Source organism: Chryseobacterium sp. KACC 21268 (assembly GCA_028736075.1).
Classification (GTDB): domain Bacteria; phylum Bacteroidota; class Bacteroidia; order Flavobacteriales; family Weeksellaceae; genus Epilithonimonas.
Window position 1 is genome coordinate 2,069,528 of the sequence record CP117875.1, and the last position, 15,992, is coordinate 2,085,519.

At 38.5% G+C, this 15,992-nt stretch carries 11 protein-coding genes; 6 read left to right on the plus strand and 5 right to left on the minus strand.

All coding sequences use genetic code 11. The annotated features are described in order from the left end of the window. Positions 1 to 76: 76 nt before the first annotated feature. Positions 77 to 1,426, plus strand: coding sequence for an OmpA family protein (locus PQ459_09555; GenBank protein ID WDF45146.1), 1,350 nt, complete (start codon positions 77 to 79; stop codon positions 1,424 to 1,426). Between the two features lie 115 nt (positions 1,427 to 1,541). Next, positions 1,542 to 2,879 (plus strand): Nramp family divalent metal transporter, encoded by a 1,338-nt coding sequence (locus PQ459_09560; GenBank protein WDF45147.1) that lies wholly within the window; start codon positions 1,542 to 1,544, stop codon positions 2,877 to 2,879. Positions 2,880 to 3,093: 214 nt separating this feature from the next. On the opposite strand, the gene fsa is transcribed toward PQ459_09560, so the two are convergent. The 3 genes from fsa to gyrA form a co-directional block, all read right to left on the minus strand. Beyond that, positions 3,094 to 3,747 carry a fructose-6-phosphate aldolase gene (fsa, locus tag PQ459_09565; protein WDF45148.1) on the minus strand — a complete coding sequence of 218 codons (654 nt, stop codon included), beginning with the start codon at positions 3,745 to 3,747 and terminating at the stop codon, positions 3,094 to 3,096. 107 nt (positions 3,748 to 3,854) lie between these two features. Then, a complete protein-coding gene (locus PQ459_09570; protein WDF45149.1) occupies positions 3,855 to 5,234 on the minus strand; it encodes a hypothetical protein in 1,380 nt (459 codons plus the stop codon). Positions 5,235 to 5,299: 65 nt separating this feature from the next. Next, positions 5,300 to 7,927, minus strand: a complete 2,628-nt coding sequence (gene gyrA / locus PQ459_09575; protein WDF45150.1) for a DNA gyrase subunit A — start codon at positions 7,925 to 7,927, stop codon at positions 5,300 to 5,302. A 149-nt stretch (positions 7,928 to 8,076) separates the two neighbouring features. Here gyrA and PQ459_09580 point away from each other — a divergent pair, with 149 nt between their 5' ends. Together PQ459_09580 and PQ459_09585 are read left to right on the plus strand one after the other, a co-directional pair. Then, on the plus strand, positions 8,077 to 8,391 hold the full coding sequence (locus tag PQ459_09580; protein WDF45151.1) for a DUF4286 family protein: 315 nt from the start codon (positions 8,077 to 8,079) through the stop codon (positions 8,389 to 8,391). 234 nt (positions 8,392 to 8,625) lie between these two features. Further along, complete coding sequence (locus tag PQ459_09585; GenBank protein WDF45152.1) at positions 8,626 to 10,269, plus strand: AarF/UbiB family protein; 1,644 nt, start codon at positions 8,626 to 8,628, stop codon at positions 10,267 to 10,269. A gap of 17 nt (positions 10,270 to 10,286) precedes the next feature. On the opposite strand, the gene PQ459_09590 is transcribed toward PQ459_09585, so the two are convergent. Continuing rightward, positions 10,287 to 11,525 (minus strand): MFS transporter, encoded by a 1,239-nt coding sequence (locus tag PQ459_09590; protein WDF45153.1) that lies wholly within the window; start codon positions 11,523 to 11,525, stop codon positions 10,287 to 10,289. A gap of 216 nt (positions 11,526 to 11,741) precedes the next feature. On the opposite strand from PQ459_09590, the gene PQ459_09595 reads away from it, so the two are divergent. Beyond that, the gene (locus PQ459_09595; GenBank protein WDF45154.1) at positions 11,742 to 13,949 is read left to right on the plus strand and encodes a polyribonucleotide nucleotidyltransferase; all 2,208 of its coding nucleotides are present in this window, start codon (positions 11,742 to 11,744) and stop codon (positions 13,947 to 13,949) included. 541 nt (positions 13,950 to 14,490) lie between these two features. On the opposite strand, the gene PQ459_09600 is transcribed toward PQ459_09595, so the two are convergent. Next, positions 14,491 to 15,225, minus strand: coding sequence for a hypothetical protein (locus PQ459_09600; GenBank protein ID WDF45155.1), 735 nt, complete (start codon positions 15,223 to 15,225; stop codon positions 14,491 to 14,493). Between the two features lie 191 nt (positions 15,226 to 15,416). On the opposite strand from PQ459_09600, the gene PQ459_09605 reads away from it, so the two are divergent. After that, a complete protein-coding gene (locus PQ459_09605; GenBank protein ID WDF45156.1) occupies positions 15,417 to 15,902 on the plus strand; it encodes a hypothetical protein in 486 nt (161 codons plus the stop codon). The last annotated feature ends 90 nt before the right edge of the window (positions 15,903 to 15,992 follow it).

The following is a 15,992-nucleotide window of genomic DNA, read 5'->3' on the forward strand; positions in this document are numbered from 1 at the left end:
AATTTTTAACAATGAAAATTTGTGGATTAATATTTGGTAACATTACAAAACATCAAACTTTAAAAAATAAACTATTATGTCAATTAACTTAATCGACCTGATCAAAGGTCAACTAGGACCAGCTACGGTCTCTCAAACTGCAACTCAACTTGGAGAAAGTGAATCTGGAATCTCAAAAGCTATTTCAGCTTTACTACCTGCTTTGGTTGGAGGTTTTGCAAATAGCAATACACAATCCGAACTTTTGGGAACGGTAAAAGAGGCAGCCTCATCTGGCGTTCTATCCAACTTATTAGGAAATCTAAACGGAAGCGATTCTGTGATTTCTAAAATCCTAAGCTTGATCTTTGGAGATGGCGATAAATTGGCTGCAATTACAAATGCAGTGTCATCTTACGCTGGCATCAAAACAGAATCTACAAATTCTCTATTGAATCTTGTGACTGGTGCTACTGCCGGAACACTCGGAAAATATGCAATAGATAATAATCTAGATGCATCTTCTTTTGGAAATCTACTAAGTGACCAAAAAGGAATCTTGTCTTCATTATTACCTGCAGGTTTCAGTTTTGCATCTTTAGGATTAGGCAACTGGTTTGGATCTGTAGATGCAGAACCTATCAATGTTGTTCCTGAACCATTACAAACACCTTTGGCAGATGTAAATCCAGTGACGCCAGTTACAGAAAGACCAATCGTACCAGAAACGCCAAAAGCAGTGGTAACAGACACGCCAAAAGTAGATGTTACGAGAAGTGGAAGTACACACGAGATCGTTTCTGACAATTCTGGTGGTGGAAGTATCTGGAAATGGTTATTGCCATTGCTGTTATTGCTATTGTTAGGTTGGTTCTTCTGGAAACAATGTGATAAAAAAGTAGAAGCAGTTCCTGTGACAACAGTTGATTCTACTGCTGTGGTATCAGATTCTACCGCTCCAGTTGGTGATTCTGTGGTTACCAAAAGAGAAACTTTGGTAGTTACTTTGCCTAGTGGAAAAACATTGCAAGCTTACAAAGGTGGGATCGAAGATCAAATCGTAGCTTTCTTAAAATCTGACGAGTATAAAAATTCTACAGAAGCACAGCTAAAAGACAGATGGTTCAATTTTGATAATCTTAATTTTGAATTTGGGACTACGAAATTAACTCCTGAATCTCAGGTTCAGTTAGACAACTTAAAAGCGATCTTGGCTGAATTTCCAGATGCTAAAATCAAAATCGGAGCTTATACGGATAACAAAGGCGACGCTGCTACAAACTTGAAATTATCTGGTGACAGAGCTGCAGCTGTAAAATCTGCATTAAGCACTGCACAAGTAATCGAAGCAGAAGGTTACGGATCCAAATTTGCTAAAGTTTCTGCAGACGCAACTGATAAAGAAAGAGAAGCTGATAGAAAAACTTCTATTAGATTTACAAAATAAAATTAATATCCAATTAAATAGGAACTGCCAAGCGATTGGCAGTTTTTTTATTGTTAACTTGCGAGTTAAGTACAGTATAACTATTTTTGTTAGTCTAATCTAACAATGAAAATCATTGAATCCATCAAATCATAATACAGGCTGGAGAACCGAGAAAAGTTCGAATTCACTCAATGAGGTTTTTTCCAGCGTCAACATTCCCAAAGATGGGAGTTTTAAAAAGAAATTATTAGCCTATATGGGGCCAGGATTACTGGTCGCAGTTGGTTATATGGATCCTGGAAACTGGGCCACAGATATTGCCGGTGGAGCCCAGTTTGGATATACGTTGCTCTCGGTCATTTTAATTTCAAACTTATTTGCAATTTTGTTGCAACATCTTTCTGTAAAGTTAGGTGTGGTAGCGGAACGCGATTTGGCTCAAGCTTGTAAGGACCATTTCCATCCGGCGGTCAATTTTGTGCTTTGGATCTTCTGTGAGATCGCCATTGCGGCTTGTGATCTTGCCGAAGTGATTGGGTCGGCTATTGCCTTGAATTTATTATTTGGAATTCCGTTGAGTGTAGGTGTTGTGATAACCATCGTCGATGTGTTCCTGATCTTGTTCCTGCAAGCAAAGGGTTTTAGATATATTGAAAGTATCGTTGGCGGATTGATATTTATTATTTTCATCGCTTTCTTTTACGAGATATTTCTGAGTAAACCAGATATTTTCCCATTGTTGGAAGGCTTGATCCCGAAGAAAGAGATTATTACAAATCCATCAATGCTTTACATTGCGATAGGAATTCTGGGCGCCACAGTGATGCCTCATAATCTTTATCTTCACAGCAGTATTGTGCAAACGAGGAATTATCCAAGAACTACGGAAGGGAAAAAAGAAGCTTTGAAGTTTGCGAGCATCGACAGTAGTCTTTCGTTGATGTTAGCTTTCGTCATCAATGCGGCAATCCTTATCATTGCTGCGGCAACTTTTCATACGTCGGGGAACAAAGATGTGGCTGATATCAATGATGCTTATATGCTTTTGACGCCGCTTTTGGGAACGACTTTGGCGAGTATTTTCTTTGGAATTGCTTTGTTGGCCTCCGGACAGAATTCTACTTTAACAGGAACTTTAGCTGGCCAAATTGTGATGGAAGGTTTCCTTAATATCAGATTAAAACCTTGGGTCAGACGATTGATCACGAGGACGATTGCCATCATTCCAGCTTTGGTCATTTCTATTATTTATGGTGAGAAAGGAACGGCTGAACTTTTGGTTTTCAGTCAGGTGATCTTGTCGATGCAGTTGAGTTTTGCGGTGGTTCCATTGGTAATGTTTACAAACAGCAAAGCGAAGATGGGAGAGTTTGCCAATAAAATGTGGCTCAAAGTCTTGGCGTTTGTCATCAGTGCTATTATTATCGTTCTGAACCTTTATCTTTTGAAAGAGACTTTCTTTCCTCAATAATTAGAAATTAATAAATAAAAAAACCGTCTCAAATAAGTGAGACGGTTTTTTTTTTGTTCTAAAGTTGTATCGAGTACCACCTTTCGTTCTTGCGAAGCGCGCACCGACCTGAGTGGAGCTCTTTTTTGCAGCTGGAAAAGCTAAGGCGAAAAAAGCGGGAACCCTTCGACAGGCTCAGGATAAACTCCGGGCGGATAAAGGCGCCCAAATAATTTTACCCTAATTTCTTAGAATCTGCAACGAATTGTGCCAATCCAGAATCTGTCAATGGGTGATTCAATAGATTAAGGATCGATGGTAGAGGAGAAGTAATCACATCTGCGCCTATCTTTGCACAGTTGATGATGTGCATAGGACTTCTGATGGATGCAGCCAAAATCTCTGTATCAAACATATAATTGTCAAAGATCAAACGGATCTCCTCGATCAAGTTAAGACCATCAACAGAGATATCATCCAGTCTTCCCAAGAAAGGAGAAACATAGGTTGCGCCTGCTTTTGCTGCCAAAAGTGCTTGTCCTGCTGAGAAGATCAAGGTACAATTGGTTTTGATGCCTTTGTCTGAAAAATACTTCAAAGCTTTGATCCCGTCTTTGATCATTGGAATCTTCACAACGATTCTTTCGTGAAGTGCAGCTAGTTCATCACCTTCCTTGATCATTTCTTCGTAAGTCGTGGAAAGAACTTCGGCAGAAACATCACCATCTGAGATATTGCAAATGTCAACATAGTGTTTGTTGATCGCTTCCTTGCCAGAGATGCCTTCTTTTGCCATTAGAGAAGGGTTGGTTGTAACGCCATCCAAAATTCCAAGATCTTGTGCTTCTTTGATCTGTTCCAGGTTGGCTGTGTCTATAAAAAATTTCATATGTAAAAATTTATTTGTTTAATATTTATGAAAGTTGCTCACAAATATACATTTTAGTTTGCTTAATAAAAATGATAAAAAAAAGAAGCCCGAAGGCTCCTTTATGATTATTTCATTGCAGTTTCTTTCGCTTTGAATTCGTTGTACTTTGCAGTGTTTTGTGTTGTTTGGTACATTCCTTTCAGAAGCCCAATGACTTCTTTGTTGGTTGGATTTGCCTGATACATTTGCTCTGCATAAGGCAAAGCTTTTTGAAATCTAGCTCTTCTTTGTTCAAGCACTTTGTTTGCAGCATCTATCTTTCCTGCTTTTTTGAGATCTCTGTACTCATTGATTGCTGCGTCATCTTCTCCAATGATTGCAAAAACAAGATTGTTAAGTGCATCTGGATATTGAGGATCAATTTCAATTAACTTTTTGAAAGTAGCCTCTGCCTCTGCAATTTTAGTTGGGTCTTTGCTCAGCATTACACCAAGATTATAAAGACTTTCTTTATCAGCTGGATTTTTTGCAATCTTAGCTTTCAAGTTACTCACGAACTCATCTGTTTTACCAGATTTGAAATAAGAACTACTTTGAGTTTGTGCAAGAGACTTACTATTTGGAAATTTTTTCAATCCTTCTTCAGCAAGTTTTCCTGCCTCATCATATCTTTTCTGATCGAAAAGTAGTGATGCAGTTATGTCGTATAGTTCTTCTTGCTTGCTTGTGCTTGTTTCAGTTTTGAAGTCTGTGTAACCAGCACCTCCAGGCGTTTTCTTATAAAGATCATACGCTGCTTTGTCTAATGTTTCCACTCCACCTGCTTTATTTTTAGCTGTGTAAGTAGTTTCTACGCCAGTGTAACCAGATTTAATCAAAGAATCTAAAATCTCAATAGCTTTAGCTTTGTTGTCTGTGGTTTGTGCATATGCAACACCTGCATAATAAAGATAATTTTTATCATCCTGTCCTGCTGCTTTGAAAAGGTAATAGGTTTCAGCGAATTTTGCTCCAGCTACATCATATTTCTTTTCGTTATAATTAGTTGTAGCTGTTTTGCTTGCATTTTGTAATAATGGATTGATAGATTCTCTTAATTTATCTCCTAACGATGGTGAGAATTTATCTTGTTTCAAAGATAATCCAGCACCAAATTTGTCTGCAGCTTCTTTTCCAACAAAATAAACTTTGTTTTTCTCAGCATCTTTTCCTGTGTAGATTTGCTCTTTGCCAAGATTTGCAATTTTGGCTAAATATTCTGCACCTTCCGTGTTTTTTCCAGCTTTAAGCAAAGAGAAACCTTTAGCATAATAATATTGCTCAAGAAGGGAAGGTTCTAATAAATAAGTTTTGTCACCAAAAATACCTTCTGCTTTTGATATCTCTGAATTGGCAGTTGCAAGATCTCCTGAATCAACTGCTTTTACAGCGTTAGCGATTTCTTTTTTCTGTGCATTGATGAATGTTACAGATAAAACTGCTAAACTTAAAATTAATCTTTTCATATGATAATTTTTATTTTTTTATTTGGTCATATGTTATCGCAAGCGACTTCATAATATTTTAATTTTTATTCGTTGTCTTCTGGCTCATCAGCATTCTCAGCGGCTTCCTCGTCTTCGATTTTCTTTAGTTCCTCTTCATCGCCGATGTTGATCTGATTGTTTCCTGTCTGAGGTTTCACTTTGAATTCAGGATTGTTGCTGTCGTTTTCTGCAACTTCTCCATCTTCTTCTTCCACAACCTCACTATCCATTTCTACTTTTGCAATCGCTGCAATTTCGTCTTTGGTTTTCAGATTAATGACTTTCACACCTTGGGTATTTCTACCCATCACGCGCATTTCGTTCATATTCATTCGGATGGCAACACCAGATTTGTTGATGATCATCAATCCATCTTCGTCTGTCACACTTTGAATAGCGATCAGATTTCCAGTTTTCTCAGTAATGTTCAAAGTAATAACACCTTTTCCACCACGGTTTGTGATTCGGTAATCTTCAACAGCTGTTCTTTTTCCATAACCTCTCTCTGATACAACCAAAACTGTATCATTTTCCAAATCATTAACAACAATCATTCCGATTACTTCGTCACTATCTTCAAGGGAAATACCTCTTACACCGATTGATCCTCTTCCGACAGCTCTCGCTTTTTCTTCAGGGAAACGGATACATTTACCATTTTTGGTAGCAATCATAATTTGAGAATTTCCGTCTGTCAATCTTGCACCTAGTAGAGCATCATTATCACGGATCTCGATGGCATTTACACCATTAGTTCTTGGTCGTGAATAAGCTTCCAACGATGTTTTCTTGATGGTACCGTTCTTGGTGATCATCACAACATTCATTTGGTTGATATATTCCTGATTCTTAAGGTCTTTGGTTCTGATGTAAGCCTTGATCTTATCGTCTTGTTCAATATTAATTAAATTCTGAACCGCTCTTCCTTTCGCTGTTTTAGAACCTTCCGGAACTTCGAAAACCCTTAGCCAGAAACATTTTCCTTTTTCTGTGAAGAATAATAGATATTCGTGGTTAGTGGCGGTAACAATATATTCAAGGAAATCCTCGTCTCTAGTCGTTGCCGCTCTGTTTCCAACGCCACCTCTGGACTGTATTTTGTATTCGGAAAGAAGTGTTCTTTTGATGTAACCAGCGTGAGAAATGGTCAAAACAACTTTCTCATCCGGGATCATATCTTCGATAGAGAATTCTCCACCAGTATAATCAATCTCTGAACGTCTTTCGTCGCCGTATTTTTCTTTGATCTCCTGAAGTTCTTCTTTGATGATCTCATAACGTCTTGGCTCATTGGTCAGAATGTCTTCCAAGTCTTTTATCAAGGCCATGATCTCGTCGTACTCAGCACGGATCTTGTCCAATTCCATTCCCGTAAGACGAGCCAAACGAAGATCTAGAATTGCCTGCGCCTGAATCTCAGAAAGTTCAAACTCCTCGATCAATCCCTCCTTCGCAGCTTGTGGATTCGCACTGTGACGGATGATGGCAATCGCTCTGTCAAGAGAATCCTGAGTGCCAATCACTTTCATAAAGCCTTCAAGGATGTGGGCTCTTTCCTGTGCTTTTCTAAGTTCGTATTTTGTTCTTCTTACGATAACCTCGTGACGGTGATCTACGAAATGTAGGATCATATCTTTCACGTTCAGTTGTACAGGACGTCCTTTTACCAAGGCGATATTGTTAACTGAAAAAGAAGTTTGTAGAGAAGTATATTTATATAATAGATTTAAGACAACATTTGGAATCGCGTCGTTCTTAAGTTCATAAACGATACGCATACCATTTCTGTCAGATTCATCACGGATCTCGTAGATTCCTGGAAGTTTGTCATCTTTTACCAACTCAGCAGTTCTGGCGATCATCTCCGCTTTGTTGACTTGATAAGGAATTTCTGTTACGATGATCGCATTTCTGTTCCCGATCTCTTCGAAGTTGATCTTCGCTCTCAAAACGATACGTCCTCTTCCCGTATGGAAAGCATCACGCACGCCATCATAACCGTAGATGATTCCACCTGTCGGGAAATCCGGCGCAATGATGTGCTTCATCAGCTCATCGATTGTAATTTCTTTATCATCAATGTAAGCGCAGATCGCATCAATACTTTCGGATAGGTTGTGAGGCGCCATATTCGTCGCCATCCCAACTGCAATTCCGGAAGCTCCGTTTACCAAAAGACTTGGGATCCTAGTAGGAAGAACGGTAGGTTCTGTTAAACTGTCGTCAAAGTTATTTTGGAAATCAACAGTTTCTTTATCAAGATCGGCAAGGATCTCATCGGATATTTTTTTAAGTCTTGCTTCGGTGTAACGCATTGCTGCTGGTGGATCGCCGTCCATAGAACCGAAGTTACCTTGTCCGTCAACCATTTGATAACGCAAACTCCAAGGCTGAGCCATTCTTACCATCGCATCGTAAACAGAGCTGTCTCCGTGCGGGTGATATTTACCTAGAACGTCTCCAACAATTCTCGCAGATTTCAAATGTTTTCTGTTAGAAAAGACATTAAGACCGTACATACCGTAAAGAACTCTTCTGTGAACGGGTTTCAGTCCGTCTCTCACATCTGGCAAAGCTCTTGATACGATTACTGACATCGAATAATCGATGTAAGAGGTTCTCATCTCGTCAACAATGTTGATCGGTATTAACCTTTCTCCTTCCTTATGCATAAATATTTTTTAATTTATTGTAAATCAGAATATTAAAATACATTCTGACCCTTTAAGTTTTTCTGTTTTTTATAACGGGCTAATTTACAAAAAAAATACGATTTTTGCATTCTGAATTTATCAACATTAATCATAAAAAAATATTAAAAATGAGCATCCTAAGTATTACATTTCATACAATCGAAAATAAAATTGAAGAATGGGACGTCTATGTGGAAAGTGATCTGCATCAAATGGTTGAAAATCTTTTGGATGTGGTACAGTACATTCTTTCCGAGGTTCAATCCGATATGGTGAGCGAGGGAAAAAACACGAATCTGTTTTTGGTTTTTGATAATGATGAGATGAGAGATCAATTTATGGAAAGCGAGATGTTGAATTTGGAAGAGAGGATCAATATGAGATTTGGAGAACAAGTGATGATCTTCCCAACATTCCTCAATCCTAAGAAAAAGAGATTTTAATTCAATTTTAAAATCTGAAAATATGCGCTCGCAGATTGTGCTGATTTTGCAGAATTTAATTTTAGATCTGCTTGATTTGCAAAATCTGCGAGATTTTTACTTTAAAGTTCTATCTTATTGTCATTAAAAGCGGAATCAAATACTTTCAAATGTCAGTCTGAGGCTCACGAAGACTTTTTTTATTAGTAGGAATAATTTTTGGAGTTACTTTGTAGCTCCTTTATTTTATAAATTATGTTCGATAAACAACAACGAAAACTTAAACGTTCTGCCAAATTAATTTCCGTTCTCAGCAAATATGGCTTCAAAGATATGATTGCCAGAATGGGGAAAAAACCAGAAGAAAATTCTGTGAATTCTGATGAAATTATTTCCAAAGGGACTGTTTACGAGAGGATTCGATTGGTTTTGGAAGAGTTGGGTCCGACCTTCGTGAAGCTTGGGCAGACGTTTAGCAATCGGGAAGATCTGCTTCCGCCAGAGTTGATTCAGGAATTGCAAAAACTTCAGGATAGAGTAGAAGTTGTTGATATGAATGTTGAGGAAATCCTGGAAAATGAATTCAATATTTCGGTCAAAGAATATTTTTCTGAAATTGTTTCCAAACCTTTGGCGACGGCTTCTATTGCACAAGTTTACAGAGCAACTTTGATCACTGGCGAAGAAGTGATTTTAAAGATCAAAAAACCAGATGTTCTGAGTGTTATCGAGGATGATTTGCTACTTATAAAAGATTTGGTAAAACTGATTTCGACCTATTCCGAAATTGCTTCAAAACTAAATCTTAAACAAGCGATTGCGACGTTCGAAAAGTCTTTGTTAGAAGAAGTGTCTTTGGTGAATGAACGCAATAACATCAAACAGTTTGCTTTAAATTTCAAAAATAATAAGGAAACCTACGTTCCGATTGTCTACGACGAATTTTCCAATAATAATGTCCTCTGTATGGAATTTATTGATGGAATCAAAGTCACCGACAAAGCTGAGCTTCTTAATCATAATATCAATCCAGTCGTGATTTCGGAAGTTGGTTTGAGGCTTTTCGTTTCTCAGATTTTGGATTACGGATTTTTCCACGCCGATCCACACGCTGGGAATATCTTGGTGAAGAAAGATGGGAGAGTGGTTTTTATTGATTTTGGAGCCGTCGGTAAAATTCAGCCAAATGATAAGGAGATTCTTGAAAGTCTGATTGTAGCTTTTGTTGCTAAAAATTCCAACAAAATTGTGAGGTCATTGAAGAAAATGGCGGTCAGTTACGAAATCCCAGACGATAGGCGATTTGAAAATGACGTGGAGGAAGTTCTGAATTTCGTTCACAGCACGTCATTGAAGAATATCGATCCGCATATTATCATTAATAAAATGAAAGACGTTCTGAAGGACAATCAGCTTTATATGCCGGATTATTTTTATCTGTTGTTCAAAGGAATCGGTCTGATAGAAGGCGTTGGGCGAACCATCAATCCTGATTTGGACATCGTTCAAAGTCTGCATCCTTACACAAAGAAAATTTTATCGAGAAAGATCAGTCCGAAAAAGATCTTCAAATCCGGAATGGACAAAATGCTGAATTTCACAGACAATATTGATGAAATTCCAAAAGAATTGCGTTCCGTTCTGCAAAAATTGGATGATAACAAATTCACCATTTCGAGCGAAATTAAAAATATTGAGAAGACCAATCAACTCATCAAATCGAGTATCATTAATCTAATTTTAGCGATGCTTTTGGGCGCAAATATCATTGCAACATCCATCGTTTTCGTTTCGGAATCCGGACCAAGAGTTGGCGAAATGTCTTTGGTAGCTGTTTTGGGATTTGTATTTTCAGTTGTTCTGGTGATCATTCTTTTGTTGAGAATCACCCGAAAATAGATATTAAAATCAAAAATTTATTTCACTTCTTCTGCTTTTATATTTCCAGTTTCTCTAAAGAAAATAGAAATGACAATCGCGCAAGAAATTCCTATGACAAAGAATAAAAGCGAATGTTGTAACAGAGAATCTGCGTCTAAACTCTTCGTCAATTTTGAACCATACAATTTAGAAAACAAAGGTGCTAAAAGTGTCGTCACACCAAAGGTCAAGAAATTGATGGCTCCTGTTGCGCTTCCTTTTACTTTGTCGGGATTCACTTCTTTGATGATGGAGTAAGGAATCATCGCGGCGCCAGAACCTATTCCCATTAATAAAAGCGAAATGTCAACGGACATTAAACTTGGTAAATAAGCTAATTGTAATAAACTTAGGATCATCAAAACCGCACCTCCGATAATGACCGGAATTCTGCGCTTGATCTTATCTGCGACCCAACCTAGAAGCGGACATCCAATTGCCCAACCGATTGGAACTAAAGCACAAGCTACTGTCGCGGTCTCGTGGGAAAGACCTCGGCTTTTTTGAAGAAAATCTACACCCCAGATCATCGCAAAAATCGTGGTCGGAGCGAATAATAATCCCGAAACCAAACCAGATAAATAACTTTGAGGATTTCCGAAAATGATCTTGTAATTATCAAGAAAATTCTTTTGCTTTTCAATCTTTTCTCCTGGTTCTGTTTTGGGTGTGAACAAAAATGCCAGTAAAGCTAAAATTAATGAGGTGACACCAAAAATAATCCAAATGCTGGTGACGCTATTTCCATTGGTCAAATAAGTGTTGCTTAATTTCTGTCCGGCAGAACCTCCCAGCATTCCTAAAGTCTGTGTGATTCCAATCGCTGTGGCAAGATTCTTTCCAGAGAAAGCTTTCACAGCGATGTAAACCGCGGCCGGAAAAGCCATTGCAGAACCTGCGCCCTGCATCAATCTTCCTGCATATCCAACTACATAATGAGAACCTCCAAAAAGTAATGAACCAATCGCCAAAACCAAGATGCCGAAAAACACAGGCTTTCTCGCGCCCATTCTGTCCAAAAATAATCCCGCCGCCAAACTCGTGATGGAGTAGCTGATGTAGTAGGCGCTGATCATCGAGCTGACTTCTGTCCTGGTCGCGCCATAGGATTCTTTGAGGTCACCAATCATCACGCTGGGAGAAGATCGGATCGCATATTCCAATGCGTAGAATAGTAAGGCCAATATCCAGGAGATAAAGAAGGGATTTTTGAGAAAAGAAGTTTCGGTTTTCATAGGGGAATTTTGGATGTGAAAACAAACATTTTCACTTCGGTTTAAGAGATCTTTTAAAGCTCTTTTAATTAAATGAATTGTAAAAATAGAATATTAAAATCTATATTTCAATGGAATTTCAGAAAATCCAAACAAAAACTGTAAATTTGCACCACATTTTTAGACGAAATATAATTAATTAAAGCACTCAATACGGAGTGCAACACAAAACAATTTATGAGTATACCTCAAGCAATTACAGAAACGGTCATTCTTGCAGACGGCAGAGAGATCACAATCGAAACAGGGAAATTGGCAAAACAGGCTGATGGATCTGTAGTAGTAAAAATGGGTGGAACAATGCTTTTAGCAACTGTTGTAGCCAGCAAAGAAGCAAAAGATGGCGTAGATTTCTTGCCATTGACAGTAGATTACAGAGAGAAATTCTACGCAGGTGGGAAAATCCCTGGAAACTTTTTCAGAAGAGAAGCTAGACCATCCGATCAGGAGATCTTGACGATGCGTTTGGTGGACAGAGTTCTAAGACCATTGTTCCCTGAAGATTTCCACGCGGAAGTACAGGTGATGATCTCTTTGATCTCTTACGATGGACAATCCATTCCAGATGATCTGGCTGGTTTTGCAGCATCTGCAGCGATCGCGATCACGGACATTCCTTTCAACGGGCCAATGTCTGAAGTAAGAGTGGTGAGAATTGACGGGAAACTTTCTGTTAATCCAAAATTAGAAGACCTAAAGATCGCTGACCTTGATATTATGGTTGGTGCAACGAAAGATTCTATCGTAATGGTAGAAGGCGAGATGAAGGAGATCTCTGAAGCAGAAATGCTGGAGGCTATCAACTTCGCTCACGTTGAGATCAAAAAACAAGTTGAAGCTCAGGAGAGATTGGCTGAAAAAGTTGGTAAATCATTCCCGAAAAGAGAATACAGCCACGAGAATCACGACGAAGCAATCCGTGAAAAAGTTTGGAAAGAAACTTACGATAAAGTATATGAAGTAGCGAAATCGCCTTCAGGTAAAGAAGAGAGAAGCGATAAATTCAAAGCGGTGCGTGAAGAGTTCTTGGCTCAATATGTTGATAACGCTGAAGAATTGGAAAGAGTAACACCTTTCGTAAAAGTGTATTACCACGATGTTGAGAAAGAAGCGATGCGTCAGATGATCTTGAATGATAAGATCAGACTAGATGGTCGTGATCCTCAAACGATCCGTCCGATCTGGAGTGAGATCGATTATTTGCCAGGCGCACACGGTTCTGCCATCTTCACAAGAGGGGAAACTCAATCTTTGACAGCTGTAACTCTAGGTTCGGTGAAAGATGCAAATATGGTTGACAGCGTGATGATCAACTATGACGAGAGATTCTTCCTACACTATAACTTTCCACCATTCTCTACTGGTGAAGCTCGTCCTTTGAGAGGAACTTCAAGAAGAGAAGTTGGTCACGGAAACCTGGCTCAGAGAGCTTTGGCGAATATGATCCCGGAAGAAAATCCTTACACGATACGTATCGTTTCTGATATCTTGGAATCTAACGGTTCATCTTCTATGGCAACTGTTTGTGCAGGAACTTTAGCATTGATGGATGCGGGTGTTCAGATCAAGAAACCAGTTTCTGGGATCGCAATGGGATTGGTAACTGACATCAAAACAGGAAAATTCACAGTGCTTTCTGATATCTTGGGTGATGAAGATCACTTGGGAGATATGGACTTCAAAGTAACCGGAACTGCAGACGGGATCACCGCTTGCCAGATGGATATCAAGATCCAGGGATTGTCTATGGACATTATGGAAAAAGCCCTTCTACAAGCTAGAGACGGAAGATTGCATATCCTTGATAAATTAAACGAAACTATCTCTGCACCAAGAGAAGACGTGAAACCTCACGCTCCGAAAATGGTGATGCTAGAGATCTCTAAAGATTTCATCGGTGCTGTGATCGGACCTGGTGGAAAAATCATTCAGCAGATGCAGAAAGATACGGATACTGTTATCGCTATCGAGGAAGTTGGAGAGATCGGAAGAATCGAGATCTCTGGTGTGAGTAGAGAGAAGATCAACGAGGCTATCGCGAAGATCAACGAGATCACTTTCGTACCAACTGTAGGTGAAGTTTACCAAGGTAGAGTTGTGAAAGTAATGGACTTCGGAGCTTTCGTAGCGATCGCTAAGGGAACTGAAGGACTTCTACACATCTCTGAGATCGAGTGGGCGCGTCTTGATAAGGTGCCTTACAGTGAAGGTGACCAAGTTGAGGTGAAATTTATGGGTTATGATGACCGTAAAAAAATGAAACTTTCCAGAAAAGTATTGTTGCCAAGACCAGAAAAACCGGCGCCAAAACCAAGACCGGAAAGTCAAGTGAACCCAGAAGGTAAAGACCAACCAGGAGAGCACAAGCCTTTGAACGAAGCATAAGATCAAGTCTTAATTATATTGAATCCCCCGAGTTATCGGGGGATTTTTTTTTGGAAATTTTTATTTATTGTCCTTCGAGAGCCTCAGGATGACGGGGTTGGGGTGTGCCTCTGGCACTCTTGTGTTTGTGGGTTGGGCGTTTCTATTAATAGGTTGCTCCTCCGGAGCTTTTGTGAATTGGGATTTAGTTTCCGGATAAGAGAATATTAATTACGGATGGCAGAATATTGTCTACGGATGTAAGAATATAATTTCCGGATGCAAGAATATAGTTTCCGGATGCGAGAATATAACTTACGGATGCAAGAATATAGTTTACGGATGCGAGAATATAACTTACGGATGCAAGAATATAACTTACGGATGCGAGAATATTGTTTCCGGATGCAAGAATATATTTTCCGGATGCGAGAATGTAGTTTTTGGATGAAAGAATATATTTTGAGAAGGTGTTGTATAAAAAAATCCTGTCAAAATATTCTGACAGGATTTTACATTAGAAAAATCAGACTGTGCAATAGATTATTGACTCGTCTGTGTATTATTTAGGTTCCGTAAACTTGATTGATGATACGTTGGCATATTCTGTAGAGGTAGCACCATAAAGGCCTTTGACATATTTTTTGACGTTTTGGGCGATATCATAAAGTCCGGAGCCTTCTGTGTATAGAATCTGGTTTCTTTCTATGAGTTTGACGTTGAGTTCGGCTTCGGTCTGGTCTACGGGTTGGGTGGTGGCTACTAGTGATTCGTGGTAGGTGTTGAGGTTGTTTAACTGTAAATCTTCTTCGTTGGGTGTGTAGGCCGAAATGGTTGCTAGCAACTGTAAAAGAATCCCAAAATTTTCTGCCTGCTGGGTGTAGGATTGTCGGGAGGTTGAAATTGGATTGTTGGATGATGATTGTCCGTTTTCGGGATTTTCTGTGGGTGGTTTTGTTTTGTTTTTGGTGCCTTGGATCGTGCGGTTTAAAGTTTTTGCCTGATTGAGCGTTCCTTCTGGCAGACCTAAAATGTCTAAAAGATTGATAATTCTTGTGGAAGTTGGTTTTAGGTTTTCGAAAGCGGTTTGACGAAGGGCGATGGCGTTTTTGTTGGCGTTACGTTTTTCTTCTACTTCGCTGAGTTTTGCAACGGCAGTGTTGTAGAGAGTCTGGAGATTGGCGACCGACAAGCTTGCTACGGGAGGGTTGTAAAGGGTGTAAACGGAAACTTGCTCTGTGAGTTTTTGTAGGTTGGCTACGTTTTTAGCGTGTCCTACTTCTGAGGTACTAGACATAATATTTGTGTTTTTGAATTATTGTTTTCAAATATAAAATTTATTTTGAATATGACAATAAATTGGGGTAATAATTGTGAATAGTTAAATATTATGTTAAATGAGAAACCCCGGCTTGGGGGCTGGGGTTTTTGGGTTTGAGGGAGCACGAGCGGGACGCTCGCGCTAGCGGGGGGGATGTAGAGAAATTGTTGAAAAATTTAGAGACTTATCCTGATGAATATATTTCTTCAAGTGTTACATCTGAAATAAAACAATCTCTTAATGATTTAAAAAAGGAAATAAAAGGATTATTAATTTTATTATTTATCTCTGTAATTTCTGTAGTTGGTCTTTTAGTAGTGTTGGTGTTTCAAGATATATATAATGAAAAATTAATTGAAACAAACACTGTTATTAGGGATAATAGTCCGGACTCTCTGATGAAAAAAATACTTGACATTAGAAATGTAAATGATTCAACTGTAAAATATTCCTATGCAGTTGATGATGTAGGTAAAATTATTACATATCATCAGGCATTAAAGAAAAGTGATAGTCTTATTAATGAAATTAATTCATTGTTAGATAAGCATAATAAAACGATTGATTCAATTAATAAAATTACTAATACAGAAAATAAAGAAATAAGGTTGAAAACAAAACCTCTCGTAGATAGTATATATAAAAATAAATGATAAGCTTGAAAGATTTCTTTGCAACAAAAGAAATCTAATTAGATTTAAGTTCGTAATACTCTATAAAAACTAAAGCAGTAATAATTTTTA